This is a genomic window from Amycolatopsis sp. FU40 (assembly GCF_021903635.1).
Classification (GTDB): Bacteria; Actinomycetota; Actinomycetes; order Mycobacteriales; family Pseudonocardiaceae; genus Amycolatopsis; species Amycolatopsis dendrobii.
Map to the genome: position 1 here is coordinate 7,248,374 of NZ_CP091381.1, position 26,095 is coordinate 7,274,468.

The 26,095-nt window shown below is 68.3% G+C and carries 24 protein-coding genes; 15 read left to right on the top strand and 9 right to left on the bottom strand.

Going from position 1 to position 26,095, the window contains the following annotated elements; genetic code table 11:
- Positions 1–1,054: 1,054 nt before the first annotated feature.
- Positions 1,055–1,642, top strand: a complete 588-nt coding sequence (locus tag L3Q65_RS34065; RefSeq protein ID WP_182892701.1) for a superoxide dismutase — start codon at positions 1,055–1,057, stop codon at positions 1,640–1,642.
- Between the two features lie 10 nt (positions 1,643–1,652).
- On the opposite strand, the gene L3Q65_RS34070 is transcribed toward L3Q65_RS34065, so the two are convergent.
- Together L3Q65_RS34070 and L3Q65_RS34075 are read right to left on the bottom strand one after the other, a co-directional pair.
- Complete coding sequence (locus L3Q65_RS34070; protein ID WP_182892702.1) at positions 1,653–2,054, bottom strand: TIGR03667 family PPOX class F420-dependent oxidoreductase; 402 nt, start codon at positions 2,052–2,054, stop codon at positions 1,653–1,655.
- A 182-nt stretch (positions 2,055–2,236) separates the two neighbouring features.
- On the bottom strand, positions 2,237–4,807 hold the full coding sequence (locus tag L3Q65_RS34075; protein ID WP_237597555.1) for a DUF2339 domain-containing protein: 2,571 nt from the start codon (positions 4,805–4,807) through the stop codon (positions 2,237–2,239).
- Positions 4,808–4,901: 94 nt separating this feature from the next.
- On the opposite strand from L3Q65_RS34075, the gene dusB reads away from it, so the two are divergent.
- The 3 genes from dusB to L3Q65_RS34090 all read left to right on the top strand — a co-directional run bounded on the left by dusB (position 4,902) and on the right by L3Q65_RS34090 (position 6,813).
- Positions 4,902–6,074, top strand: coding sequence for a tRNA dihydrouridine synthase DusB (gene dusB / locus L3Q65_RS34080; protein WP_182892703.1), 1,173 nt, complete (start codon positions 4,902–4,904; stop codon positions 6,072–6,074).
- 303 nt (positions 6,075–6,377) lie between these two features.
- Positions 6,378–6,530 carry a hypothetical protein gene (locus tag L3Q65_RS34085; RefSeq protein WP_237597556.1) on the top strand — a complete coding sequence of 51 codons (153 nt, stop codon included), beginning with the start codon at positions 6,378–6,380 and terminating at the stop codon, positions 6,528–6,530.
- Between the two features lie 49 nt (positions 6,531–6,579).
- Positions 6,580–6,813 carry a DUF2306 domain-containing protein gene (locus L3Q65_RS34090; protein ID WP_182892705.1) on the top strand — a complete coding sequence of 78 codons (234 nt, stop codon included), beginning with the start codon at positions 6,580–6,582 and terminating at the stop codon, positions 6,811–6,813.
- Between the two features lie 173 nt (positions 6,814–6,986).
- On the opposite strand, the gene L3Q65_RS34095 is transcribed toward L3Q65_RS34090, so the two are convergent.
- Positions 6,987–7,406 carry an Hsp20/alpha crystallin family protein gene (locus tag L3Q65_RS34095; protein WP_134727607.1) on the bottom strand — a complete coding sequence of 140 codons (420 nt, stop codon included), beginning with the start codon at positions 7,404–7,406 and terminating at the stop codon, positions 6,987–6,989.
- 165 nt (positions 7,407–7,571) lie between these two features.
- Here L3Q65_RS34095 and L3Q65_RS34100 point away from each other — a divergent pair, with 165 nt between their 5' ends.
- The 5 genes from L3Q65_RS34100 (at position 7,572) to phoU (ending at position 15,112) form a co-directional block, all read left to right on the top strand.
- On the top strand, positions 7,572–8,405 hold the full coding sequence (locus L3Q65_RS34100) for an alpha/beta fold hydrolase (protein WP_182892706.1): 834 nt from the start codon (positions 7,572–7,574) through the stop codon (positions 8,403–8,405).
- Positions 8,406–8,553: 148 nt separating this feature from the next.
- Positions 8,554–9,117, top strand: coding sequence for an isopentenyl-diphosphate Delta-isomerase (gene idi / locus L3Q65_RS34105; RefSeq protein ID WP_182892707.1), 564 nt, complete (start codon positions 8,554–8,556; stop codon positions 9,115–9,117).
- A 115-nt stretch (positions 9,118–9,232) separates the two neighbouring features.
- Complete coding sequence (locus L3Q65_RS34110; protein ID WP_182892708.1) at positions 9,233–9,892, top strand: GGDEF domain-containing protein; 660 nt, start codon at positions 9,233–9,235, stop codon at positions 9,890–9,892.
- Between the two features lie 3,072 nt (positions 9,893–12,964).
- On the top strand, positions 12,965–14,353 hold the full coding sequence (locus tag L3Q65_RS47720) for an LCP family protein (protein ID WP_182893018.1): 1,389 nt from the start codon (positions 12,965–12,967) through the stop codon (positions 14,351–14,353).
- 84 nt (positions 14,354–14,437) lie between these two features.
- On the top strand, positions 14,438–15,112 hold the full coding sequence (gene phoU, locus L3Q65_RS34120) for a phosphate signaling complex protein PhoU (protein ID WP_182892710.1): 675 nt from the start codon (positions 14,438–14,440) through the stop codon (positions 15,110–15,112).
- A gap of 109 nt (positions 15,113–15,221) precedes the next feature.
- Here phoU and pstB read toward each other — a convergent pair whose 3' ends face one another.
- The 6 genes from pstB to L3Q65_RS34150 form a co-directional block, all read right to left on the bottom strand.
- Positions 15,222–15,998: a phosphate ABC transporter ATP-binding protein PstB gene (gene pstB, locus L3Q65_RS34125; RefSeq protein WP_237597558.1), complete on the bottom strand. Its 777-nt coding sequence runs from the start codon at positions 15,996–15,998 to the stop codon at positions 15,222–15,224.
- A 3-nt stretch (positions 15,999–16,001) separates the two neighbouring features.
- Positions 16,002–16,916: a phosphate ABC transporter permease PstA gene (gene pstA, locus L3Q65_RS34130; protein ID WP_037718612.1), complete on the bottom strand. Its 915-nt coding sequence runs from the start codon at positions 16,914–16,916 to the stop codon at positions 16,002–16,004.
- A 2-nt stretch (positions 16,917–16,918) separates the two neighbouring features.
- On the bottom strand, positions 16,919–17,839 hold the full coding sequence (gene pstC / locus L3Q65_RS34135; protein WP_037808608.1) for a phosphate ABC transporter permease subunit PstC: 921 nt from the start codon (positions 17,837–17,839) through the stop codon (positions 16,919–16,921).
- Positions 17,840–18,024: 185 nt separating this feature from the next.
- Complete coding sequence (gene pstS, locus L3Q65_RS34140; RefSeq protein WP_182892711.1) at positions 18,025–19,152, bottom strand: phosphate ABC transporter substrate-binding protein PstS; 1,128 nt, start codon at positions 19,150–19,152, stop codon at positions 18,025–18,027.
- A gap of 239 nt (positions 19,153–19,391) precedes the next feature.
- A complete protein-coding gene (gene mshD / locus L3Q65_RS34145; protein WP_182892712.1) occupies positions 19,392–20,291 on the bottom strand; it encodes a mycothiol synthase in 900 nt (299 codons plus the stop codon).
- A 22-nt stretch (positions 20,292–20,313) separates the two neighbouring features.
- The gene (locus L3Q65_RS34150) at positions 20,314–21,045 is read right to left on the bottom strand and encodes a response regulator transcription factor (protein ID WP_037809366.1); all 732 of its coding nucleotides are present in this window, start codon (positions 21,043–21,045) and stop codon (positions 20,314–20,316) included.
- A 175-nt stretch (positions 21,046–21,220) separates the two neighbouring features.
- Between L3Q65_RS34150 and L3Q65_RS34155 the strand changes: the two genes are divergently transcribed.
- The 6 genes from L3Q65_RS34155 to L3Q65_RS34180 all read left to right on the top strand — a co-directional run bounded on the left by L3Q65_RS34155 (position 21,221) and on the right by L3Q65_RS34180 (position 26,029).
- The gene (locus L3Q65_RS34155) at positions 21,221–22,123 is read left to right on the top strand and encodes a DUF2993 domain-containing protein (RefSeq protein WP_182892713.1); all 903 of its coding nucleotides are present in this window, start codon (positions 21,221–21,223) and stop codon (positions 22,121–22,123) included.
- A 5-nt stretch (positions 22,124–22,128) separates the two neighbouring features.
- Positions 22,129–22,563 (top strand): thioredoxin family protein, encoded by a 435-nt coding sequence (locus L3Q65_RS34160; protein WP_182892714.1) that lies wholly within the window; start codon positions 22,129–22,131, stop codon positions 22,561–22,563.
- Positions 22,564–22,985: 422 nt separating this feature from the next.
- Positions 22,986–23,420, top strand: a complete 435-nt coding sequence (locus tag L3Q65_RS34165; RefSeq protein ID WP_182892715.1) for a DUF4395 domain-containing protein — start codon at positions 22,986–22,988, stop codon at positions 23,418–23,420.
- A gap of 31 nt (positions 23,421–23,451) precedes the next feature.
- Positions 23,452–24,288 (top strand): sulfurtransferase, encoded by an 837-nt coding sequence (locus tag L3Q65_RS34170; protein ID WP_182892716.1) that lies wholly within the window; start codon positions 23,452–23,454, stop codon positions 24,286–24,288.
- Positions 24,288–24,593, top strand: coding sequence for a DUF1416 domain-containing protein (locus L3Q65_RS34175; protein WP_009084726.1), 306 nt, complete (start codon positions 24,288–24,290; stop codon positions 24,591–24,593). Before L3Q65_RS34170 ends, L3Q65_RS34175 begins: the two co-directional genes overlap by 1 nt.
- 101 nt (positions 24,594–24,694) lie before the next feature.
- Positions 24,695–26,029: an MFS transporter gene (locus L3Q65_RS34180; protein ID WP_182892717.1), complete on the top strand. Its 1,335-nt coding sequence runs from the start codon at positions 24,695–24,697 to the stop codon at positions 26,027–26,029.
- Positions 26,030–26,095: the final 66 nt, after the last annotated feature.

Below are 26,095 nucleotides of genomic sequence, written 5' to 3' on the forward strand. Positions count from 1 at the left end.
GGCCTGCACCGATTCGCCCGCCTCAGCCGACCGAGCGGCCGCTGCCGATCCCGGGGCCTGCACCGACCCACCGACCACAGCCGACCGACTGGCCTCCGCCGATCCCGCGGCCTCCGCCGATCCCGGAGCCTCCGCCGACCCACGGCCCTGCACTGGTCCGCTGTCCTGCGTCGATCCGGTCGCCTGCACAAGCCCGTTGGGTTGCGTCGACCCGGTCGCCTGCACAAGCTCGCTGGGTTGCGTCGACCCGGTCGGTTGCCCCAGTCCGGCACTCTCCGCCGCTCCGCTAGCCCGCGCCGACCCGCTCGATCGCGGCGGTCCAGGGACCTGCGCAGATTCTCCAGCCCGCGCTCGCCCGCTGGAGTGCGCTGGCCCGCCGCTGCCCGCCGGCCCGCCGCCGCTCGATCCGCCGTCAGCCGACCCGCCACTGCTGGCCTGCCCTCTGGAGTCCGCCGACCGACCGCTCTCCGACGGCCCACCGACCTCGGCCGACCCACTAGTGGCTGCCTGCTCGTGGTCGTCCGCGCGACGGCCGTCAAACCCCATGGCGCTGTTCGGGTCATCAGGCATGTCAGGCTCCACCGGTGCTCGCCAAAGCATCGCCGGGCAAGTCCGACGCTGCCACGCTGCCAAGTACCCAAGGCGGCAAGGCCCGAAAACTCGCCAGGCCAGCCGGGCGACCTGCAAGGCCGCCACAGCCGCCGTTCCGAGCTCCGTCACCTCGCCAGCCGCTCTTGCACGCAGCGCATGCCTCGAACCGCACCAGAGCGCCTCGGAGCCTGTCCGCGACGAGCACGAGCGAGCACCAGCACTGGACTCGCCCTCACGCCCCACATCCGGACAGAGCCCCAGGCCCTGTCTGACCAGGCCCACGTCTGACCTGTCCCTCGTCCGGCCCAGCCAACTTCTGAATCTGGCTGATCCCGACGCTGTCCCGCCCAGCGACCCCACGCACCTCACTCCGGCAGGGAAAGCCATCCCGAGATCCGGGCGACCTCCACACGTTCGAGTGGAGAACATGGCACGGCACGCACCGACTGGTTAGAGAAGTTCCATGCGTTTCCTCCCTAAGTTCCTTTCCGCGGCCTTCGCCGCCGGTCTCTCCGTCACGAGCCTCTCGGCCACTTCCGCCGCAGCCGCTCCGGCCACAGCCTCTCCGCTGCACTTCACCGCCGCCCGCGGCACATTCGAGGCATACGCACCGGGCAGCCATGCCGTCACCTACCGTCCGGATCTCGTGCCCGCCGGTGCCAAGGCGCACGTCTCCGCCCTGTCCGCCAGTCGCGTCGGCACCACCACCGTGCTGGTGATCAGCGGCCTCCTGCCGCAGCACGAATACGGTGCACACGCGCACGTCAACTCCTGCGGCGCCACCGGTGACGCCGCGGGCGGACACTTCCAGCACGTGCCGGACCCGGTGAAACCGTCGGTGGATCCGGCCTACGCCAACCCGCGCAACGAGATCTGGCTCGACTTCACCACCGATCGCTCAGGCATCGGTCATGCAACCTCCATTGTGGACTGGACATTCGACGGACGACGGGCGAAGTCCGTGGTGATCCACGAAACCCACACCCACACCAACCCCGGGCACGCCGGAACCGCGGGTGGACGGCTGGCTTGCCTGGACGTCGGCTTCTAAGGGGCCGCCCTCAGAATCCCCAGGACTTCTCCGGCACGATCCGGATCCGCACGGAGTAGTCGGCGTCGAAGGCCGCTGGATCGGCGAACCCGATACCGGCGTAATGCCGCTGGTACTTCGCCAGGTAGCCGGGCGCTTCGGAGGCCTTGGCCTCGTCGATGTGCGCACGTCCGTTGACGACGATGATGCTCCCGCCGTGTTCGTCGCTGTTCAGGTGGAAACTCACCTCGGGATTGGCGGCGAGGTGCCGGAGTTTGGCGGTGCCTGGCCGGCTGAAGACCACGATGTCCTCGCCGTCGAGCACGAACCAGACCGGCCGCGGCGCGGGGCGGCCGCTGGGAGTCACGGTGGTGAGCCAGGCGACGGATTCGCCCGCGCGTTCAATGAGTTTCGAGTCGTGAGTGTAGGTCATGGTCGGATACCTCCTCGGTAGGTTTCCCAGGTAACCACGAGCCACCGACAGTTCTGCCCCGCCGACCTTCACGCACCATCTAGAACCACCGCCCTGAGACAACTCACTTTTGTTGCCACACAAGGAAAAACCCCGATCCGAGATCAATCTCGATTCCCCGGATCGGGGGACTTCCCGCAAGCTCAGCGCGACGCGACAACCTTCGCGTACCGGGCACCCGCCACAAGCAGGATCACCCCAGCGCCGAGGAACGCGCCCACGCGAGCCAACCCGTCCAGTGCGGCAAGGTCGAACAACACGAGCTTCGCGACAGCAGCGGCCACCAACACCAGCCCGGCGATCCGCAACGCGACCACCTCGATCCCCCGCAGAAGAAGAACGAACGCCACCACGGTCCAGGAAACCGTGACGAGCGTGTGGCCAACCAGGAATCCGACGCGACCAGGGGCTACGAGCATGGACGCGGCGAGCACCAGCCCAGCAGCGCCGTAGAGCGCGCACAATCCCGCAGGCAGCCAAGGCGCAAGACTGGCCGACTTCACCACATCGAGCCGAATTGCCGCCCACGGCAACGCAATCGCCGCAGCGAGGAGAAGCGCGGCCGAGGCCAGCGCGGTCAGGAGAAGGTCTCGCGGATGCCAATGCGGGAGCACCAGCAGCGCCGGGGTCACCTCCGACCCGAGCGCGAACAGTCCACCGATCACGGCGAAGACGAGAGAACCGCCTAGCGCGAAACGGTTTCGAGCGAACTTCGCCGCGAACGCGAGCACTACTGCTTCGCCAAGCAAGACAGCCCCGCCATCGAACTGCGTGACGGTCGCCTGCATCGCGGCGACGAGACCAGCGATTCCCGCGACAGTACCGGAATTCCCTCGAACGAGGATCCAGGTCGCGATGAGCACGGCCGCCGTTCCGCCCGCGAGAAGCACCGATTCCGGCCTGTGCAGAACCAGCGCGGCAACCAGGATCGGCAGCGGGGAAACAGCCAGGACGGACAGCGAGTAGGGCTCATTGTCATTGCGCCGCAACGAGATCAGCGCTGCCGCCGCGCTGGCCACACCAGCGGCGAGCACTGCCCACACCGGCAACGTGCGCAGCCCGATACCGATCATCGCCGCTGTCAAGGGAGGAATGGCCGCAGTAAACGAAAGGGGCCACCACGACCGTCGAAGCTGGACAGGGACGGTCGCGATCTGGATCATGAGAAGGAACGTCACGAGTTCATCGGTGAAGCCCCAAGTGATCAGGGGCGCACACACTCCGCATCCTCCCACCACGGCAGTCGCCAGGAGAGGGGAATCCCATTTGACCGCAAGCACAAGTCCGCCCACCGCGATCGCCAAGCCGACCGCGAGCCCGGCGGGAACCGGCAAGAAATCGAACAAGGAGGTGGCAGCGACAGTGTCAAGGTAGAGCGTCGCGATCCCAGTGGCGACAAGGGCGAATGCTCCCGTGCGCGCCGCCGGCTTGCGGTGCAGCCAAGCACCCGCGCCGACCAGGATCCCGCCGAACGCAGCACCGACCGCGACCCGCGGCAACGGTCCGAGCCAGCCGCGCTGGATGGCCAGGATCAGCAACAGGACGACCCCGAGCAACGTCACCGCGCCGCCGACCCACGCCAGCAGCCGCGAACCGGCACCTTCACGGCCGAGTCGCTCCCGCAGCGTCGGAGGCGGGGTGTAAAGCGGCGGAGCGTAAGGCGGCTGACCGTATGGCGGCTGGCCATACGGTGACTGTTGGAAGGTTGCCTGCGGGTGACCTTGAGCGGACTGGTCGGCGGTCGGCTGCCCGTGGCTCGGTTGGGCGGCGGACTGTCCGGCTGCAACATCGCCAGAGGCGGGTTGCCCAGTCCCGGTTTGTGGCGTCGACGGGTGGGTCGCGCCAGCCATGGGTTGGGCGGAATACGTTGCTGCGTAAGGGTTGTACGCGTAGTAGCCCGGGTGGGGGTGGAAGGCTGCCCCATGCGCGGCTGAGTAGGCCGGGTACAGGTACGGACCCGTGCCCTGCGCAGCTTGGTAGCCCTGGGCGGGCGAGTGACCAGGAGCAGTCGGATAGCTGTGGCCAGGTGCAGGAGGCTGGCCAGGTCCGGCAGGGTGGCCCGGTGCGACGGCATCGCCCGGTTCGGCAGCTGTGCCCGGCTCGGCAGGGCGACCTGACGCGGACGGCTCGCCCGGTGCGGTGGCCTTGTCCGACGCGGACGGCTCGCCCGGCGCCGCGGTCTTGCCCGACGCGGACGGCTCGCCCAGCGCCGCGGTCTTGCCCGACGCGGTCGTCTTGTCCGGCGCGTCGGTCTCGCCCGGCGCAGCAGCCTGGTTCGGGCCAGCGGCGGTCCGGTCCGGCGCAGGGGCGACTTGGTCCGGCTCAGCGGCAGTCTGATCTGGCAGGGCGGCAGCCTGTTCCGGCGCGACGGAAGGGACTGCCTTGTCGGCAGGCCCCTGCGCAGCCGGGCCGTCGGAGCCGAAGCCTGGCGCGGCCGGGTAGCCGGAGCCGACGGGCTGAGTGCCGCCAAGCGGGTAATCCGCCTGCGACGCCTCCCCGGTCGACGCTGCCGGCTCGGCGTGGCCGCCCGGGTGGCCCGGCGTCGGCTGGGAGCCCGCGGCCGTGTCCAGGACGGATGCCTCGTCGGGCTGGTCGGTGGCCGGCTCAGGCTCGGGGCGCACTGCGCGAAGTTCCGCGCCGACGTGGGTCAGGCGGCGGCCGAGGTCGTCCAGTTCGCCGGCCAGGCGGTGGAGCGTTGCAGCTTCCGTGGTCATACCGGACAGCGTGGGTGAAACGGCACGATGATCGGATCCGTAGCACTACTCAAGGCTGGACACGAGATGGTCTCGCGACCGCCGACCTGCCCGGATGCGTGTGCCGTACGTCACGGGCGACAATGGAAGAGTGACTGCCACCTTGAGCGCGCCCACGTTGAAGATCGGCCCCTACCAGGTCGATCCTCCCGTCGTGCTCGCGCCGATGGCGGGGATCACCAACGTGGCGTTCCGGCAGCTCTGTCAGGAGTACGGTGCCGGCATCTACGTGTGCGAGATGATCACCGCCCGCGCGGTCGTCGAGCGGCATCCCGGCACGATGCACATGATGACCTTCGGCGAGCACGAAAAGCCGAGGTCCATGCAGCTTTACGGGGTCGACCCGAAGACGATGGCCGAGGCGGTCCGGATCATCGTCGGCGAGGGGCTCGCCGACCACGTGGACAGCAACTTCGGCTGTCCGGTCGCGAAGGTGACGCGCAAGGGCGGCGGTGCGGCGCTGCCGTTCAAGCGGCGGCTGTTCGCGGACATCGTGCGCGAGTCGGCGAAGGCGGCGGCTGAGGGCGGCGTTCCGTTCACCGTGAAGTTCCGGGTCGGCATCGACGACGACCACCAGACGTTCCTCGACGCCGGGCGCATCGCCGAAGCCGAGGGCGCGGCTGCCGTCAGCTTGCACGCGCGCACGGCCGCTCAGCGCTACTCCGGTCAGGCCGACTGGTCGAAGATCGCAGCACTGAAAGAGGCGGTCACCAGCATCCCGGTGCTGGGCAACGGCGACATCTTCAGCGCGGACGACGCACTCCGCATGGTCGCCGAGACCGGCTGCGACGGTGTGGTCGTCGGGCGCGGCTGCCTCGGTCGGCCGTGGCTGTTCGGCGAGTTGGAAGCCGCCTTCCAAGGTCGCGAGATTCCGGAGGGACCGAACCTCGGCGAAGTCGCGCGTGTCCTGCGGCGGCACACGGAGCTGCTGATCGAGCACGACGGCCCGGACAAGGCCATGCGCGACATCCGCAAGCACATGGCCTGGTACCTGATGGGCTTCCCGGTCGGCTCCGAGCTGCGGCGCGGCTTCGCGATGGTGACGAGTCTGAACCAGCTCGACGACCTGATCGCGCAGCTGGACCACGACGCTCCGTTCCCGAGCGCGGCGACCGGACCGCGCGGGCGGCAGGGCTCGCCGGGCAAGGTGACGCTCCCGCACGGCTGGCTGGACGACCCGGACGACGATTGCGTCCCCGAGGCCGAAGACATGCACTCCGGCGGCTGATCGCGACCTGGTCAGGGCAATCGAACGCGCCCTGACCACGTGGGGACCAGCGCGACCAGGTCAGTCGGCGGCAACAGCAGACACGGCAGTGGTCCGAGGGAAACCTCGCCGCGCGCACCAGCGAAGCTCAACAGGCGACCACGAACTCCCAGCCGCGGCAACCGCATCGCATACCACCGATGTACGCAATTCTCACCGACGCGGCCATCCCGAGACGCTCCCTGCACAAAGCCAGTCTGAGCAGGGGTTTCGTGATGACTTTCGCCGTTTCCCACAGTAGCCGTCGCCTGGGCCGCGGTCGCGGTGTCCGCCATCGGCGTCGAGCTGTTCTCCGCCGCGACTTACCTGACCGGCGGCCCGACGCTGAGCCGGATCCCGCTCAACCCGGCGACCCCCTCGCCCTACCTGACGATCGTGCTGCGCGCCGCGCCCGCGCGCCTGGTGCTGCCGATCTGACCGTTCCCGTTCGCGACGAGATTGCGCCAGACAGCCAAAACTGCACCGCGTGCTCGGCCGGATCTACGTGGTGAGCATGATCTTCGCCGCGGTCGCGGCGGCGACGTTCTCAGTCGACGGCATCTCGGCGCAAACCACCTTCTGCCTGCTGTCCGTCGCGTGGCTTTACACGCTCTACCGCAGCTACCCCTCCATCCGGCCGGGCCGGGTCAAACTCCACCGCATCCGGATGATCCGCAACTACGCGCTGGGCTTCGCCGACATCTGCCCGACGAGCGCTTAGGGCTCGATGACGGTGCGCTCGTCGCGGAAGACTTGATCCTCAACCGGACGATCGCTCCTCTGGTGCGCAGGCGGTTGCAAGCCTAGCCGGGTTCACCTGCGCAGATAGCAACTGTCCCCAGGTTATCCACAACCCACTGTGGACAACCTGGGGACAACTTGGGTACAGCGACCTCAGGCGTCGATCTCCTGCGGCGCGCCACCGACGGTGATCTTGCGCGGCTGGGCCTTCTCGGCGACCGGAATGCGCAGCGTCAGCACGCCGTCGACGTAGTCCGCGGCGATGCGCGTGGTGTCGAGCGTGTCACCGAGGAACAGCTGGCGCGAGAACTTGCCACGCGGCCGCTCGGACACCTGGACCTGCGCGTCCTCGACCGCGACAGGCGTGCGCTCGGCGCGGACGGTGAGCACGTTGCGCTCGACGCTCACGTCAATGGAGTCGCGGGCGATCCCCGGGAGGTCGAACTGGATGACGTACTCGTCGCCGGCGCGGTAGGCGTCCATCGGAACGGAGCGCGGCGCGGTGCCCTGACCGCCGAAGAACTGCTGGGTCAGACGGTCGAACTGGGCGAACGGGTCGGTGCGGATCAGCATTGTCGAATCCCCTTTCGGACAACTGCGGCCAGCCGCTGGGGCGCTGACCAAGCCTTGCAAAGTTGCCAACGCACGACTCAACTTATTTGTTCCCTTGTAGCTCACATCACAGCGCAGGCGCGATACCGGCCAAAACTGTCGGCACCAGTCCGTAGAGTGCGTCTCGTGATCGACCAGCTGACCATCCCGACCGACGCGGGATCCTTCGACGCCATCGCCGCCGGACCTGAAGACGGCCGCCCGGTACTGCTGCTGCACGGCTTTCCCCAGGCCGCCGTGGAGTGGGAGCACCAGGTGGCGACGCTCGGTGTGCTCGGCTACCGCGCGGTCGCGCCGGATCAGCGCGGTTATTCGCCGGACGTGCGGCCCGAGCGCCCGGCCGAATACGGCATCGCGACACTGGTGTCCGATGTCGTGGCCATCGCCGACGCTCTCGGCTGGAGCAAGTTCGACCTGGTCGGCCACGACTGGGGCGGCGCGGTCGCTTGGTGGACGGCGGACGAGCACCCGGAGCGCCTGCGCAGCGTCACCGTGGTGTCCACTCCGCACCCGGGCGCGCTCGCCGAGGCGATGCGGACTGACGAAGACCAGCACCTGCGGTCGGCGTACATGACGGAATGGCGCCAGACCCCCGCGACCGAGCGTCGCATGCTGGCCGACAACGCCAAGGCGCTGCGCGACATCTTCGACCGGCGCATCCCGCCGAGCAAGATCGACGAGTACGTGCAGCGACTGTCCGAACCGGGCGCGCTCACCGCCGCGCTGAACTGGTACCGAGCCGGCCGTCCAGGCGGGAAGATCGGCAAGGTCTCGGTGCCCGCGATGTACGTGTGGTCCACAGAGGACGTCGCCTTCGGTTCCACCGCCGCGCTCGACACGGCGAATTGGTGCACCGGGCCGTATCGGTTCGAGATGCTGGAGGAGGTGTCGCACTGGGTAGCGGAGGAAGCGCCGGAGGCATTGACCTCGTTGATCGTCGAGCATCTCGGCAGCCGGTGACACCGGGGCTGGCCTGCGCCATCGTTCGGTTGGGTGTCCGGCGGACTGGGGATTCGAGCGGTGTGTGAAGGTCTGACACTCGAATCGGGCGAAACGGCCACCCGGCTCGCGGTATCGGCCGGTTGGTGCGTGGTGTTCAGTATCCGGAGTGGACACCAGCACTGAAGCCGAAACCGAACGCGTCGTCTTCGTGACCGAGGACGGCGTGCCGACCGGGGAGACCGGGCCGAAGCTCGCCAGTCATCACGCGGAGACGCGACTGCACCTCGCGTTCTCCTGCTACGTCCTGCGCCGTTCGGACAACGCCCTGCTGATCACCCAGCGCGCGCTGCACAAGAAGGTGTGGCCTGGGGTGTGGACCAACAGCGTGTGCGGTCACCCGGCTCCCGCCGAAGCACTGGAGACCGCAGTGCGCCGGCGGGCTTCATACGAGCTCGGGTTGCCCGAACTCGACGACCTCGAGTGCGTGCTGCCCACGTACCGCTACCGCACGCCGCCCTTCCAGGGGATCGTGGAGAACGAGTTCTGTCCGGTGTTCGCCGCCTGGACGGAGGTCGACCCGCGGCCGAATCCCGAAGAAGTGGGCGGCTGGCGATGGATTTCCTGGGCCGATTACACACAGTGGATCACAGATCCGGCGACTGACGCGAGTTACTGGGCGCGTGATCAATTCGCGCAGCTCAAGGACAAAAAGCCCTTCTCCGCGCTCTGAGGCGAAGAACTCCGCTGAGTGACAACAGCGGAAGTCCGTCGTCCACTTGAGCGAAATTCACCTTCGTACGTACCGATCACTCAAGCCACCGCTCCTTTACGACGAAAACGATGGAGTGGCGGAGGTCAGAGTGGCGACGGACGACGAGCTCGGAACGGGGGATACCGCACCAGACTTGCTCACGTTGCACGAGTCCATCGCGGACCTGTTCGCGACGCGCGGCGACTGGCGGCGGGCCTACCGGCACCTGCGCTCCGCGCTCGACATCGCGCGAGCGGGCAGCCTGCGCGATCCGCTCACCTCCAGCTACAACCGCCGGTACCTCGACCAGCGGCTGCCTGAACTGCCCGCCGCGGTGGCCGTCGCACTGGTCGACCTCGACCGGTTCAAGTCCGTGAACGATACGTACGGTCACCTTCTCGGCGACCGCGTTCTCTGCCGGGTCGCTGATCTCCTGCAAGAGGGACTGCCCGCCGATGCGTTCTGCGCACGCTACGGCGGCGAGGAATTCGCTCTCGTCCTGCCGGGAATCGATCACCGGGGCGCCATCCGGGTCGCCGACGCCGCCCGCCTTCGAGTTGCCCGTCATCCCTGGTCAGAACTCCAGGCGGGCCTGCGGGTTACGATCAGCGTCGGCCTCGCGCACGGCACCGAATCCGGACCGCGCCAGCTCCACCGAGCCGACAATCTCCTTTACGCCGCGAAGCGGGCGGGGCGCAACAAGGTCGCTTTCCATGACCGCGAGACCGCTCAGGTAATTACGCACTCTGAGTAACGCACCTCTGCGATTACTCCATTCACTGAACCCGATCTTCACCTGTTCGTCCGCTTCAGTGCGCCTTAGGGCGACGCATGGTGAAGAAATTCGCGGGAGGGTGTCGTCACGAACGGCGGGTATCCGTACGATAACGAAAAGCTCCCCCGGTACGACGAGTCCTGGGAGACCCGGCGAAGCCGTCGGGTGTTCAAAGGTAAGCCGCCCCAGCCTGGCGCCTGACGTGCGAGAGGAGACCGAGTGCCCGACGAGCGCAACACCCCCGGCACCGGTCGCCATTCCGACACCACGGCTCGCCCCCGCGGCGGACGCCGCCGTTCGATGGACACTCACGGCGGCATCAGCGTGTCCGACGTGGTCGCGCGGCACACCGGCGAACGCCCCGCCTTCTCCGACGATCCCGGAACCCGCCATGCGGAACCGGTGAGCCGGCTCGCGGAACCGGGCACCCGCCGGGCTGAGGCTGGTCGTCGCCGAGCGGATGCCGAGCGACCCGAGCCAGGACGACGGCGAGCGGAACCGGACGCCGGTTTCCCGGGGGCGAACGGTCGCGCTGGGTTGCCTGCCGAGCCGGGTCGACGGCGGGCGAATGGGCACGCCAACGGGGCCGGCAGTCGGCACGCTGGAGCCAGCTCGGATCTGGGCGAGCTGGCAAATGGACAGGTAAACGGGGTTGGCGGGCGGCACGGCGAGCCTGCGGAAGGCGACGCTGCGCCAGCCGGTGGACGAGCGAACGGGGTCGGCAACCGCCACGCCGAGGCGGCCGGAGGAGACACTGGCTCGACCGGCAGGCGGGCCAAGCGGCACAGCGAGCCTGCGGAAGACGCCGGATCAGCTGGTGGGCGGACGAACGGGCACGTCGGCGAAGTCGACGGTCGACACGGCGGGGCTGCTGGAAACGACACTGATTCGGCCGGCAGGCGAGCGAACGGGCGCGGCAGCCGACACGGTGGCCCGGCAGCAGACGATGCCGGGCCAGCTGGCGGAAGTGGGCCGGTCAATGGCCTCGGCGGTGTCGGCAATCGGCACAGCCGGGAGGTAGCCGACGGTTCCGAGTTCAGCAACGGAGTCAGCAGGCCAGCTGACGATGTACCTGCGCTGGGGACTTCGGCCAACAGGGTCGAAGACCGGCGCAGTGGTCCTTCAGGCGGACGTCGGAATCGGCGGGATGGCAGCTCGGACGTCGAGAACGGCAATGGTTCCGGGCCCGCGCGAGTGGGTGGGCGTGCGCTTCTTGGCGGAGCGGTGCCGGACGGCGTCGGCGAACCGGATGCTGTCGCCCGAGACGCGCGGACTCGGAAGACTGGGGCCTACCAGGACGAGTCGGGTGAAGGGCTTGGCGAGACTGGCTCCGCGATGCCAGGTGGCCGGCGGGCTCCGTCTGCCGACGTTCGCGGCGGGACCAGGCATGCCGCGCCGGATTCTGAGCTTGGCGAGTATCCGAGCGGGCCTGGACGTCGCAGCGGTTTGAGCGAGCGGCCCGGCGAAGCGGTCCCCGGCGGACAGGCCGAGAGGGCTGGCCGTCGCGGGGAGCCGAGTGGGGCTCGTGTGCTGGGGCCCGGCGGGCAGTTCGACGGTCCTGACGCTTCTTCGGTGGGGCCGGGCGGGCAGGTTCGGCCTGGTCCTGGTGAAGCCGCTGGGTCGGGGCCGCAGAGTCGGCAGTCCGGGCCTGGGGCGGTGGACGACAGTGCACAGCCGGGGAGCGCCGAGCTTGGTTCTCCGGAGTCGGGGATGCGACCGCGGCGCCGGCGGGCGGATGGTCTTCCGCCTCGGCCTCGGCAAGGTGGCGGGGCCCCGGTTTCGCCGGAGCCGCCCGGGCCGCGGCGTCCGCACGGTGCGGAGAACGCTCCTGGGCAGCGAATGCCCGGTTCGGAAGTGGACGGGCCGCGAGTGTCCGGGCCGGACGCAGGCGGGTTGCCTGGGCCGGAGCTGGACGGGCCGCGGATGGCTGGACCGGATTCCGCTGGGCAGGCGCTGGCCGGGCCCGGTTCGGCGGGGCAGCGGAGGTCCGTCGAGCAAGCGCCGCGGATGCCTGGCGGCCCCGGGCCCGCTGCGGATTCGGCGGCGCCGCCGATGCCGGGAGGGCTCGAACCCGATGGGCAGCGAGCGCCGGGAGCTGACTTCGCTGGGCGGCGGAAGCCCGGACAAGACTCTGGCGGGCACCGGGTGCCTGGGCCGGAAACAGGCGGGCCGCGAATGCCCGGTCCGGCGAGGCGACGGGCGGCTGCGCCCGAGGCCGTCGGACAGCCGATGGCCGGGGCCGAGTCGGCCGGGCTGCCGATCGAGCCTGACGGGCAGCGCGCGGCCGGGCAGGACTCCGGCGGGCACCGAGTGCCGGGGCCGAACGCGCCTCGTCGTCGTCCGGCAGGCCCTGGACCGGCCGGGCGACGCCCCGGTGATCTCGACGGAACGCCTGGCGGAGCGGAACCTGAGGACGAGCTTGAGCGGACGCAGCTGAGCCCGGCGCTCGAGCCGGATCGGTTGCGGGGCAAGCAGGCTGGTCAAGGGCGCAACGGGCAGGCTCCGTCGCCGCGGCGTGGGCGAGTCGGCGCGCCGGACGGAGCCGAGCGCGGTGGGCCGGGTGCGGCTCAGGGGCTTGAGCAGACCCAGCTCAGCCCGGTGCTGGACGGCGGCCGGAGCGCAGGTCCTCAGCTCGAGGGCGGCCGAAACGCGGCCCAAGACCCCGAACGAACCCAGCTCAGCCCCGCGCTCGACGCTGACCTGGACGGCGAACGCCCACAGCGCGCCTCCGCGCCCAAGGACGGACGTCCCCGCCGCAGACCCGCGCCGAACGCCCGGCCGCGGGGCGGTCCGGAAGTCGAGGGCGAACGGACCCAGCTCAGCCCGGTTCTAGACGGAAAGCAGCCCCTCGCAGCGGATCGGACGCAGTTCACCCCGGTCAAGGGGATCGGGCTCGGCACTGCCGAGGACGCCGAGCAGACGCAGCTCAGTCCGGCGGCGAAACCCGCCTCCGATCCGGAGCGCACTCAGCTGAGCCAGGCCGTCGAGGGGCCGAATGGCAAGCGGCCTCGGCGCACCCCGGCCAGGCCGGCCGCGGCGGTTCGGGCGGAGATGGATCCGCTCACGATGACCGACGAGATGGAGGCGATCGACGAGGCGACTCAGTACCGTCGCAAGATCGATCACAGTCTCGCTCGGTTCTCGGCCGCGCATGATGACGCGGCTGCCGAGGAAGCGAAGCGCCGGGAGCGGCGGGAGCGGCTCACTACCCGGTCGATGGCTTTGTTCGAGCAGACTCGGACTGCGTTGCAGCGGGTCGTATTGCTCGACAAGGAAGAGGAAGAAGAGCAACCCGCCGAGAAGCCGGAGCAGACTCGGCTTCAGGAGAAGAAACAGCGGCATACCGCGCGCAACGTCCGGATCGGGCGGATCGCGCTGATCGTCGTTGTCGTGCTTATTTTTGTCGGCACGGGCGTCGCGTGGGGTGCGGTTACCTGGTTTGACGCTAAATTCGCCCAAGTGTCCGCGCTGGACGAAAACTCCTCGGACATCCAGAACGCCGACGCGCAGGCCAACGACGAGAACTTCCTCATGGTCGGCTCCGATTCACGCGACGGTGCTTCCGCCGAGGAGAATGTCGGGGACGCGTCCAATATTCCGGGCGCGCGGTCGGACACGGTGATGGTGGCGCACGTTCCCGCGGACCGGAAGCGGGTCGTGGTCGTTTCGTTCCCGCGCGACCTTGAGATCGACCGGCCGGATTGCAACCGGTGGGATCCGGCGAAATCCCAGACCACCGACGAGGTCGTGCGCGAGCAGAAGATCGCCAAGCTCAACACGGCCTACGCGGTCGGCGGCCCGCAATGCATGACGAAGGTGATCCAGAAAATCACCGGGCTGCGGATCAACCACTTCGTCGGCATCGATTTCAACGGGTTCAAGGAAATGGTCGACGCGGTGCACGGGGTGACCGTGCACAACGAGAAGCCGATCATCGACACCACGCTCGGCAAGGTGCTGACCGAAACCGGCGACGTGACCATTTCCGGCGACCAGGCGCTGAGTTACGTGCGCGCCCGCCATGTCATCGGCGACAAGACCTCCGACTACGGCCGGATCAAGCGGCAGCAGGGATTCATCGGAGCGCTGCTCAAAAAGGTCATGTCCTCGGATGTCGTGCTGGACCCAGGAAGACTGTCCGGCTTCATCACCGCGTTCGCGCACGCCACGTTCGGCGACAACCTCGGGGTGCAGCAGATGATGACGCTCGCGCAATCGATGCGCGGGCTCGATCCGGCCAACATCAACTTCCTCACCGTGCCCACCGTCGGCCTGCCGAACAAGCGCGGCAACGAAGTCCTGATCCAGGAAAAGACCAAGAGCCTCTTCGACGCGTTGCGCGACAACACTCCGCTGCCGGGCAGCCAGCCCGCCGAAACCGCGGCCAATGCGCCGCCGCCCGCGAACGCGGGCTCGGGCAAAAACACCAACACCGGCTGAGCACTTCGGATTCGTTAGGCGGGGTTCATATGCGGTTCACCCAGCGATGCGGTATTCGGCCAGTCCACGTCGTAGGGTGTGCTCATGCGTGAGGCCTACCATGTCGAACTCGATCAGCTCGCCGAAAACCTGGCCGCGATGTCGGTCCAGGTTGCCGACGCCATGGAGCGGGCCACCAAGGCACTGCTGGAGGTCGACCTCGGCCTCGCCGAGCAGGTGATCAGCGACGACGCGAAGGTCGACGACGCGCGCGCCGAATGCGAGGAGCAGGCGTACGCGCTGCTGGCGCTGCAGGCCCCGGTCGCGACCGATCTGCGCACCGTGCTCGCCGCCATCCACGCGGCGGAAAGCCTGGAGCGCATGGGAGATCTCGCCCTGCACGTCGCCAAGGCCGCCCGCCGCCGCCACCCGGACCCGGTGCTGCCGGACGCCGTCAAGCCCTACTTCGCCGAGATGGGCCGGGCCGCGGTCAAGCTCGCCCGGCAGGTCGAGGCGATCATCAAGACCAAGGACGTGTCCGCGGCCAAGGACCTCGAGACCGAGGACGACCAGGTCGACGACCTGCACCGGCACCTGTTCACCGTGCTGATGGACCGCGAGTGGCCGCACGGCGTCGCCTCCGCGGTCGACGTCACGCTGCTCGGCCGCTTCTACGAGCGCTACGCCGACCACGCGGTGTCCGTCGCCAAGCGGATGATTTTCGTGGTCACCGGCCGGATGCCCGGCTACGGCACCGACGACGAAGACCTGACCATCTGACCTACCACGAGAAAACCGCCACCTGAGCCAACAGGTGGCGGTTTTTTAGTACCCAGTAATGAAAACGGCCGCCCTGGCACGGAAACCAGAGCGGCCGTCCACAGTGGAATCAGCCGAAGCGGCCCGAGATGTAGTCCTCGGTGGCCTTCTCGTCCGGGTTGGAGAAGATCTTCTCCGTGTCGTTCAGCTCGATCAGCCGACCGGGCTGGCCGACGCCGGCCAGGTTGAAGAACGCGGTCTGGTCCGAAACCCGCGCCGCCTGCTGCATGTTGTGCGTCACGATGACGATCGTGTAGTCCTTCTTCAGCTCGCCGATCAGGTCCTCGATCGCGAGCGTCGAGATCGGGTCCAGCGCCGAACAAGGCTCGTCCATCAGCAGCACGTCCGGCTGCACCGCGATCGCCCGCGCGATGCAGAGCCGCTGCTGCTGGCCGCCGGAAAGGCCGCCGCCCGGCTTGTTCAGCCGGTCCTTGACCTCGTTCCACAGGTTCGCGCCGCGCAGCGCGCGCTCGGCGACCTCGTCGAGCTGCTTGCGGCCCTTCACCCCGCCGAGCCGGAGCCCGGCCACCACATTGTCCTTAATGGACATCGTGGGGAACGGGTTCGGCCGCTGGAACACCATGCCGATGGTGCGGCGCACCTGCACCGGGTCCACCGCCGAGGCGTAGATGTCCTCCCCGTCGAGCAGCACCTGGCCGTCGACCCTGGCACCCGGAATGACCTCGTGCATCCGGTTCAGCGTGCGCAGCACGGTCGACTTGCCACACCCCGACGGGCCGATGAACGCGGTCACGTTCCGCGGCGGGACGTTCAGCGTGACGCTGTCCACGGCGTGGAACTTGCCGTAGTAGATGTCCAGGTCTTTGACGTCGATTCGCTTGGCCATGACTCACTTCTTCTTCGGGGCGACGATGCGGGAAAGGACCGTGGCGAGCAGGTTGATCACGGCGATGATGAGCACCAGGGTGAGCGCGGCTCCCCAGATCCGGTCGAAGCCGACGCTGCCGGGGTCCATCGAGTTGGTGGCGCGTTCGTTGTTCATCACCAACGGAAGCGACGCCTGCTCCCCGCTGAAGATGTTCCAGTTGACGTAGGACGTGTACCCGACGAGCACCAGCAGCGGCGCGGTTTCGCCCATCACGCGGGCGAGCGCCATCATGATGCCGCCGAGAATGCCCGACAGCGCGGTCGGAAGCACGATCTTCATGATCGTCTTCCACTTCGGAACGCCCAGTGCGTAAGAGGCCTCGCGCAGGTCGTCCGGCACGATCCGCAGCATTTCCTCCGCGGAGCGGACGACCACCGGGATCATCAGCAGCACCAAGGCGAGCGACACCGCGAACCCGCTGCGCGGCAGGCCGAGCGTGGTGACCCACAGCGCGTAAATGAACAGAGCGGCCACAATGGAGGGAACACCGGAGAGGATGTCCACCATGAACGTGGTGGCCCTGGCCAGCTTGCCGCGGCCGTACTCGACGAGGTAAATCGCGACCAGCAGGCCGATCGGCACCGAGATGACCGCGCACACCAGACCCTGCAGCAGGGTGCCGATGATCGCGTGCAGCACGCCGCCGCCGACCTCGTCGCCGAGCACCGAACCGAAGTCCTGGCCCCACCAGTTGCTGTACGGGATCCGCTTGATCCCGTTGGCGATCACCGTGTACAGCACCCACACCAGCGGGATCACGGCGATCAGGAACGACAGCCACACCAGCACGGTGGCGACGCCGTTCTTGACCTTGCGGGCCGCGCTCACCTGCTGGAAAGCCGGTGTCGTCGCGGGCCGTTCGAGGGTGGTCGACACGGTCACTCCCCCTTCTTGCCGACGATCGAGCGGGCGGCGAAGTTGACCAGGAACGTGAGCACGAACAGCACCAGTCCGGCCGCGATGTAGGCGCCGGCCGAGGTCGGGTTGTTGAACTCGCTGTAGTTCTGGGCGATCTTCGAGGCGAACGTCGCGCCGCCGTCGAAGAGGCTCCAGTCGAAGTTGCGGCCCTGCGGGATCAGCAGAATCACCGCCAGCGCAATGGTTTCACCGAGCGCGCGGCCGAGACCGAGCATCGACGCACCGACGAAACCGGCCTTGCCGAACGGCAGCACCGTGGTGCGAATGACCTCCCAGCGCGTGGCCCCGAGCGCGAGCGCGCCCTCGACCTGCGCGGTCGGCGTGCGCTCGAAAACCTCGCGGGTCAGCGACGTGATGATCGGCAGGATCATCACCGCCAGCACGATTCCGGCGGTGAAAATGGTGCCGCGCACGTTCGGCGCGATGTTGCCCGGCGCGAAAATCGGAATCCACGAGAAGGTGCTGTTGACCCACTCGGAAAACGGCTCGATCGCGGGCGCGAACACGAGAATGCCCCACAGGCCGAAAATGATCGACGGCACCGCGGCGAGCAGATCCACGACATAGGCGAACGGCCGGGCCAGTTTCGCGGGCGCGTACTGGGTGAGGAAAAGCGCGATGCCCAGCGAAATCGGCATCGCGATGATCAGCGCCACCAGCGAGGTCGCGACGGTGACCTCGGCGAGGTCGGCGATGCCGAACGCCATGTTCGCCGGGTCGTTCGTCGACCACCCGTGGTTGAACAGGAAGTTGACCTTGTCCGCCTTCAGCGCCGGGATCGCCTGGACGACCAGGAAAATCCCGATCAAGGCGATCAGGGCGACGACGAAGATCCCGGCCCCGGTGGTCAGATTCTGGAAGATGCGGTCACCGGCTCGCACCTTCGTCGGCTTCTTCCGCGCGGGCGGCGCTTCCGGCGCCGGCGCGGGTGGCTTGTCCGAAATCGGATCCTCCGGGAACGCTCGGGCGAACGACGAACGCCCACCGGGGTCGCCGGTGGGCGTTCGCGTCGAGGATTGGTCGCTCATCGACAGTCTCTAGTCAGCCTTTGTACCAGTCAGGCGATTCAGGAGATTTCCTTGACGGCCTTCAGCACCTTGTCCTGGAGGCTCTGCGGGATCGGCACGTAGCCCTTGGCCGACAGCGGCTGCTGGCCCTCGGTGGCGGCCACCGTCAGGAACGCCTTGACGGCCTTCGCGACGTCCGGGTTCGAGTACTTCGAGCACACGATCTCGTAGGTCGTCAGCAGCAGCGGGTAGGCGCCCGGCACGTTGCTGGAGTAGATGCCGTTGAGGTCCATCGCCAGGTCGTTGGTGCCCGGGTGGGCGAACTTGGCGGCGTCGAGGGACTTGGCCACGTTCTCCGCGCTCAGCGCGACGCCGCCGGAGCCGCTGTCGATCTTGGCCGGGGTGACGCCGTCCTTGGCGAACGCGCTCTCCACGTAGGTGATCGAGCCGTCCGCGCCCTTGACGGTGCTCGCGACACCGTTCGAGCCCTGCGCACCGTTGCCGACGCCGCCGGCGAACTTCTTGCCCGCACCCTGGGTCCAGACGTCCTTGGCAGCCGCGCCGAGGTACTTCTGGAAGTTGTCGGTGGTGCCGGACTCCTCGGAGCGGGAGACGACCTGGATCGGCTTGTCCGGCAGGTTCAGGCTCTCGTTGCCCTTGACCGCCTTGATGGCCGGGTCGTTCCAGTTCTTGATGCCGCCGTTGAAGATCTTGGCGATGACCTGCGGGGTCAGCGTCAGGTTGTCCACGCCGGACAGGTGGTAGCCGACCGCGATCGGGCCGACGACCAGCGGGATGTTCAGCGCGGGCGAGCCGCAGCGCTTGGTGGCGGCCTCGAGGTCGGCGTCCTTGATCGGCGAGTCCGAACCGCCGAAGTCGACCTGGTTGGCATTGAACTGCTTGACGCCGGCGCCGGAACCGGTGCCGTTGTAGTTCACCTTCTGGCCGGAGCACTTCTTGTTGTAGGCCTGGTTGAACACCTCGATGGCGTTCTTCTGGGCCGTCGAGCCCTCAGCGGAAAGCGGGCTCTTGCCCCCGCAGTCGACCTGGGCGGTTCCGGTGGCGGCGGGAGCGGCGGAGTTCGAGCCCGCGTTGTTCGACGCCGAAGGGTCGGAGCCACAAGCGGCGAGCACGAGCGCGGCGCTCGCCACGATGCCGACGGCACCCAGGGGCCGCATGATCTTCACTGCATTTCCTCCACTCGGAGATGTGCCTTTTTGAATCCGGTCGGGATTGGCGGCGGGTGAGCCGCACCGGAACCGGACACTAGGCAGCCTCGGTGGACGGTCGTCCTTGGTTGCATGAACGGGAGGTGAACAAGTCACCGGTTGTGAGCAGGACTACTACCCCGAACGGGTGCCGTGGCCTGGTCGTGACCTGCTAGTACGCAGAAAGTAACACGGGTCACCAGTCGCGTCGACCGTGATCACTCACCGTACTGGACGTCGGTCTCGAAACGCTGGAACCCCAGCTTGTTGTACACAGCCAAAGCCGCGGCGTTGTCGCCCTCGACGTAGAGGATCACCCTCGGTAGTCCCCGAGAACGCAGGTAACGGAGTCCGGCCAAGGTCAGCGCCTTGCCGAGGCCACTACCCTGAGTAGCAGGATCGACGCCGACCACGTAGACCTCCCCGACCGGGTCGCCGTCGAACCGGCCGGGCACCGGATCGTGCACCTTCGTCCAGTGGAAGCCGGCGACCTCGCCGTTCTCGTTCTCCGCGAGGAAGAAGCCCGCCGGGTCGAACCAGGCCTGAAGTTCCTCGGCGCGCACCTCGGCGGCGGTCAGCGCGCCCTGTTCCGGATGCCAGTCGAACGCGCGCGCGTTGACCGCGACCATCGCGTCCTCGTCCTGGCCGGGCACGAAGGTCCGCAACCGGAAACCGTTGCGCAGCACCGGTTCCGGCCAGTCCGCAGCGGACACGGCGACATGCAGGACCAGCAGTTCGCGCTGCCTGCCGAGGCCGAGTTTCGCCGCGATCGCCGCCGCGCCAGGGTGATCGCCGTGCGCCCACACGCGCAATCCCGCGTCGGCGCGCTCGACTACGGCCTTCGCGAGCGCGGTGCCAACGCCGCGACGCCGGAAATCCGGGTGCACGACAAGCTCCGCGACCTGATGACCGTGGGAATCGCCTTCGGTGTCAAGGTGGACGTATCCCGCGGGCGCGCCGTCGAAGCGGGCGAGGAGATGCAGCCCGCCTTCGAATTCGCGCGGCAGCGGCCCGGTCGCGTCGACCTCGGGACGGCCGTCAGTCGCTTTGACCGCGAGCAGCACTTCGCGCACCGCGTCGTCGGGATCGGTCGTCCAGTCGCCAAGGTCGATAGCCACAAACCGACCTTACCGGCGAACGTCAGCGAGAGGTCAGCTCCGAAGCGTCGGCCGGAACGGCGACAACCGGCTTCGCGCCCTTCGCCGGCCGCTCGAACTTGTAACCGACGTTTCGCACAGTGCCGATCATCTGCTCGTGCTCCGGACCGAGCTTCGCGCGAAGCCGCCGTACGTGGACATCGACCGTGCGCGTGCCGCCGAAGAAGTCGTAACCCCACACTTCCTGCAGCAGCTGCGCGCGAGTGAACACGCGACCGGCGTGCTGAGCGAGGTACTTAAGGAGCTCGAACTCCTTGTACGTCAGCTCAAGCGTGCGACGGCGCAGCTTCGCCGTGTACGTCGCTTCGTCAATGACAAGGTCGCCTACGCGCAGTTCGGCGTCTGCCTGCAGTCCGATGCCGTCACGAGTGGTGGCCAGCCGCAGCCGGGCGTCGACCTCCGCGGGACCAGCAGTGGGCAGCAGGATGTCGTCCGTGCGCCACTCGGCGTTGACCGCGACCAGACCGCCTTCGCCGACGACCGCGATGACCGGCGTGCCCGATTCGTCCTCCGCGCCCTTAAGCAGGCGGCACAGGCTTTTCGCGGACGCGAGGTCGCTGCGCGCGTCGAGCAGGATGACGTCCCGGTGACCCGCGTCGAGCAGGGCCGTCACTTCCGGCTCGCGTACGCGTACGGTGTGCGGCAGCAGGTCCAGCGCGGGTAGTACGGAGGTAGCGTCGAGTTCCCCCGTCAGCACCAGCAGGTCCAAGCTCATGATTCCGCACCGCCTTCAGATTCGTCGCCTCAAACGTGGCGTCGGTCGGTGCTAAGTGAGAATAGCGGGTGAACACGCCGGTACCTAGCTCCTGCTGGATCGATCACACCTGGTCGAACAGTCCCGGCGTGACCCGCACCACGACGAAATCCACCCGAACAGGAGAACCGAGGCGATGGCGAGCAGGCCCGTGACCCGGGACGACCGACCGGCCCAAAACCCCGGCAGCGGCCGCCGCGGCAGGCGCGTGCGGCGGTGGCTCATCGTGCTGGGAGTGCTGGTGCTCCTGCTGGTCGGTGCGGATTTCGGAGCGGCGGCCTTCGCCGAGCACACGATCTCGCAGAAGGCCCGCGCACAGCTCGGGCTGAGCGACGATCCGTCGGTCAATATCCACGGCTTCCCGTTCACCGTGCAGGCGCTCTCCGGTGACTACAGTCACATCACGGTTTCCGCGGACGGCGTCCCGGTCGGCAACGAACTGCGCGACCTGCGCGTGAGCGCCGAACTGGAGGACGTGATCGCGCCGCTGTCGGATCTCACCTCCGGCAACACCAAGGCGGTGAAGATCGGCAAGCTCACCGGTGCGGTGACGATCAAGGCGTCCGACCTCGCCCGGGTCTCGCCGCTGAACAAGATCCAGAACCTGAAGATCGAGCAGTCGACCCAGGCGTACGTGAAGTACGGCGACACCGAACAGGGCAAGCAGCCGGACCCGACGCCGACCAACGCCGACGGCGAACCGGCCGACGGCACCAGCGCGGGCGTGCGGATCTCCGGCGACGTGCAGGTGGCCGGCCAGAAGGTGGAGATCTTCTGCTTCGCGCTGATCCAGCTCAAGGAGAAGACGATCTCGATCGTGCCTTACCGGTTGCAGTTCGGGAATGACCAGAGCACCACGATCGTTCCGGAAGCTGTGCAGAAAGCTCTGCTGCCGAACTTCCGGGCCAGCATTTCGACGACCCGGCTGCCGCTGTCGGTCACCCCGACCGCGGTCCGCGTCGACAGCGGTTCGGTGACCATCAAGGGCGAAGCGCACGACGTCAACTTCGCCGACCTGTCCACCAACCACGGAGGCTGATCCCGGTGACCGGAGTGTGGGTGCTGCTGGCGACGCTGGTCGTCGCGACGGCCGCGGGCCTGGTCCTGCGCGCCCGCAACGGCCGGATCCGCGCGGCCAAACCGGCCGCCGCGACCCGCTCGCTCCCCGCTCCGGTCTCCGAGGCCCTTGATCCGGAATCCGCCGTCACCCTGGTGCAGATCTCCACCACGTTCTGCACCCCGTGCCGGCACACGCGGGCGATTCTCTCGTCGCTCGCGGAGAAGACCGACGGCCTGCACCACGTCGACCTGGACGTCACCGAACGTCCCGAGGTCGCGCAGGCGCTGTCGGTGCTCAGCACGCCGACCACGCTCGCGCTGGACCCGGAGGGCCGGGAACTGCTGCGCGTGGGCGGCGTGCCCAAGGGCCCGGAGCTGCTGGAAGCGCTCCGCCCGCATCTGGCCGCCGCGCCACGCTGACTCTCGCCGCCCGGCTCCAGCTGCCCCTCGCACCCAGCCCCGTCAAAGCTCCCCAATGTGGCATTGGGTGCATCTGACGCACCCAATGTGGCCTTCGGTGCGTCCCGCGCACCCAATGCCACATTGGGGCAGTGCCCAGCCGGGCGTCCGCGGCGGTTGATTCTCAGGATCCGGACCTCGTCCCAAGGAATGAACATGGTTCCGGGAGCGAGCGAGCCTGGGTACCCTCCCCCCTGTGGACGAGCTGCCCATCACCCTTCTGACGCAGCGCCGCGCGGTCGATTTCTGCCGCGTGCGCAGCAGCTTGTGTCTGCCTTTTTCCGGCCGGCGCTGAAGCACGTCTCGCGCCGTTTCGCAGCTCCGCCCGTCTTCGCCGCGTGCTGTCCGCACGCCTTTCCCCTCGCACTGAGCAGGAGGAACCCATGTCCGCCGGACCGGCCGTAGACCCGCGAGGTCCCAGGTTCGCCGCGATCGTGACCACGGTGGTGCTCGCCGTCGTGCTGGTCACGCAGTGGTGGCCGTTGCTCGCACTGCAGACCGTGGTCTTCGCGATCGGTGCGTTCGTCGGGCTCAAGCCAGCGCCGTACTCGGTGCTGTACCGGCTCGCGATCGCGCCGCGGCTCGGGCCGCCGACCGAACGCGAGGACGCCGCCCCGCTGCGGTTCGCGCAGGCGGTCGGGTTCGTGTTCGCGCTCGTCGGCACGATCGGCTTCGCGACCGGCGTGACGCCGCTCGGCGTCGTCGCGACCGCGTTCGCGCTCTTCGCGGCGTTCCTCAACGCGGCGTTCAACTACTGCCTCGGGTGCCAGATGTACCTGCTGATCAAGCGTTTCAGCCCCGCGCGGGCGTCCTCGTAAAACCCTTAACCCAGAAAGAGAGTCAGTCTCCATGAGCCGAGAAGACGTCCTGGTCACCACGCAGTGGGCCGAGGAAAACCTGGACACCCCGGGCGTGGTGTTCGCCGAGGTCGACGAGGACACGACCGCTTACGACAACGGGCACATCCGCGGCGCGGTGAAGCTCGACTGGCGCAAGGACCTCCAGGACGGCGTCCGCCGCGACTTCGTCAACAAGGAGGGCTTCGAGAAGCTCCTGTCGGAGAAGGGCATCTCGAACGACGACCGCGTGATCCTCTACGGCGGCAACAACAACTGGTTCGCCGCCTACGCGTACTGGTACTTCAAGCTCTACGGCCACGAGAACGTGCAGCTGCTCGACGGCGGCCGCAAGAAGTGGGAGCTCGACGGCCGCGAGCTGAACTCCGACGAGGTCAAGCGCGAGGCCACGAACTACCAGGCCAAGGACCAGGACCTGTCGCTGCGTGCGTTCCGCGACGAGGTCGTCCAGTCGATCGGCTCGAAGAACTACATCGACGTGCGCTCGCCGGACGAGTTCTCCGGCAAGCTGCTCGCCCCGGCGCACCTGCCGCAGGAGCAGTCGCAGGTGCCGGGCCACATCCCGGGCGCGCTGAACGTGCCGTGGGCGAAGGTCGCCAACGAGGACGGCACCTTCAAGTCCGAGCAGGAGATCAAGGACCTCTACGCCGAGGCAGGCTACGACGAGGGCAAGCCGACCATCGCGTACTGCCGCATCGGCGAGCGTTCCTCGATCGCCTGGTTCGCCCTGCACGAGCTGCTCGGCCAGTCGGACGTGAAGAACTACGACGGTTCGTGGACGGAATACGGTTCGCTGGTCGGCGTTCCGGTCGAGTTGGGAGCTAAGTGATGGCAGACGGCTGCAGCGCACCGGCACAGGTCGCGACCCCGGCAGACTTCGACACCAACGGCCAGGTCGTCCTGGCAGGCAAGGTCACCGGCGCCGAGGGACCGGTCGGCGGCGCGTTCGTCCGGCTGCTCGACGGCGGCGGCGACTTCGCGGGCGAGGTCGTGTCCTCGGCGGACGGCGACTTCCGTTTCTACGCGGCCGAGGGTTCCTGGACGGTGCGCGCGCTGCACCGCACGGGCAACGGCGAGGCCAACGTCACCGCGGAAGGCCCTGGCCTGCACCAGCTGGCCATTTCGGTTGCCTGACAACGCTTTCGCGCAGAAGGGCCCCTCGGTTTCCGAGGGGCCCTTCTCGTGTCCCGGGGAGACTTGACCTCAAGTCGGCTTGAGGACCCAAGCTCGCGGACGTGTCGCAAACGAAAACCATTGCGCGGAGCCCGCTGCTGGCCACCGCTGTGTTCCTTGGCAGCTTCATGGCGTTGCTCGACGCGAGCGTGGTGAGCGTCGCGCTGCCGACCATCCAGCGCGAGTTGCACGCCGAATTCACTGACCTGCAATGGATTGTGGACGGGTACACCGTCGCGCTCGCCGCGCTGATCCTCACCGGCGGCACGCTCGGCGACCGCTATGGCCGCAAGCGGATCTACCTCGGCGGCCTCGCGGTGTTCACGCTCGCTTCGCTGGGCTGCGGCCTCGCCCCGACGCTCGGACTGCTCATCGCCGCGCGCGCAGGCCAAGGAATCGCGGCCGCGGCGGTCATCCCGGGCGGCATCGCTCTCCTCGCGCACGCGTATCCAGAGCCGCGGGAACGGGCCCGGATGCTGGGGGCGTGGGGCAGCGTGGCCGGATGCGCGCTGGTCATCGGTCCCCTCATCGGCGGACCGATCACCGACGCGCTCGGCTGGCCGACCATCTTCCTGATCAATCTGCCGATCGGCGTTCTCGCGGTACTCGCAGGTCGCCGGGGCCTCGACGAATCGTCCGATCCAGCGCACGGCGCGCTGGACCTGCCCGGGCAGGTGCTCGGCGCGTTGTGGATCGGTTCGTTCACCTACGCCGTGATCGCGTCGGACGCGGTGGCCGCGGCGGTTGGCGCGCTCGGGCTGATCGCGTTCATCGTCGTGGAACTGCGCGCCCCGCATCCGATGCTGCCGATCCGGCTGTTCGGCAAGTTCCGGTTCGCCGCTTCGATCTTCACCTCGTTCGTCATCGGCTTCGCCTGCTACCCGCTGCCGGTGCTGATCGCCGTGTACCTGCAGCAGGCCTGGGGCAGCACCGCCTCGACGACAGGGGTGCAGATGCTGCCGTACGTGGTCGCCAACGCCGTTCTCGCGTTCTTCTCCGGACGGCTGGCCGGCCGGTTCACCGCGGAACGCGTGCTGCCGATCGGTCTCGCCATCACCGCGGCGGGGAGTTCCGCCTTCCTGCTGGTCGACCCGGCGAGCCCGGATTGGCTGCTCAGCGTGCCGCTGACGCTGTCCGGCGTCGGGCTCGGCTTGAGCATCACCCCGACGAACATCGTCGGTCTCGCCGGGCTCCCGGCGCAGCGCACGGGCACCGCGGCGGGCACGGTGAACGCCGCGCGCCAGGTCGGGATGGCGCTCGGCGTGGCCGCGCTCGGAGCGCTTCTCGATCACGGGAGCACGCTGACGACCGGGCTCCAGACCGCGATGGCGGTGGCCGGCGCGGCGCTGCTGGCGGTGACCGTCCTCACCGCCGCGACCCTGCGCAGCGCTAGATGAGCCGGGGCGGACTATTGTCCTCGCTGTGGAGACCTTGTTTACGACCCTGTTGATCATCGCGGGCAT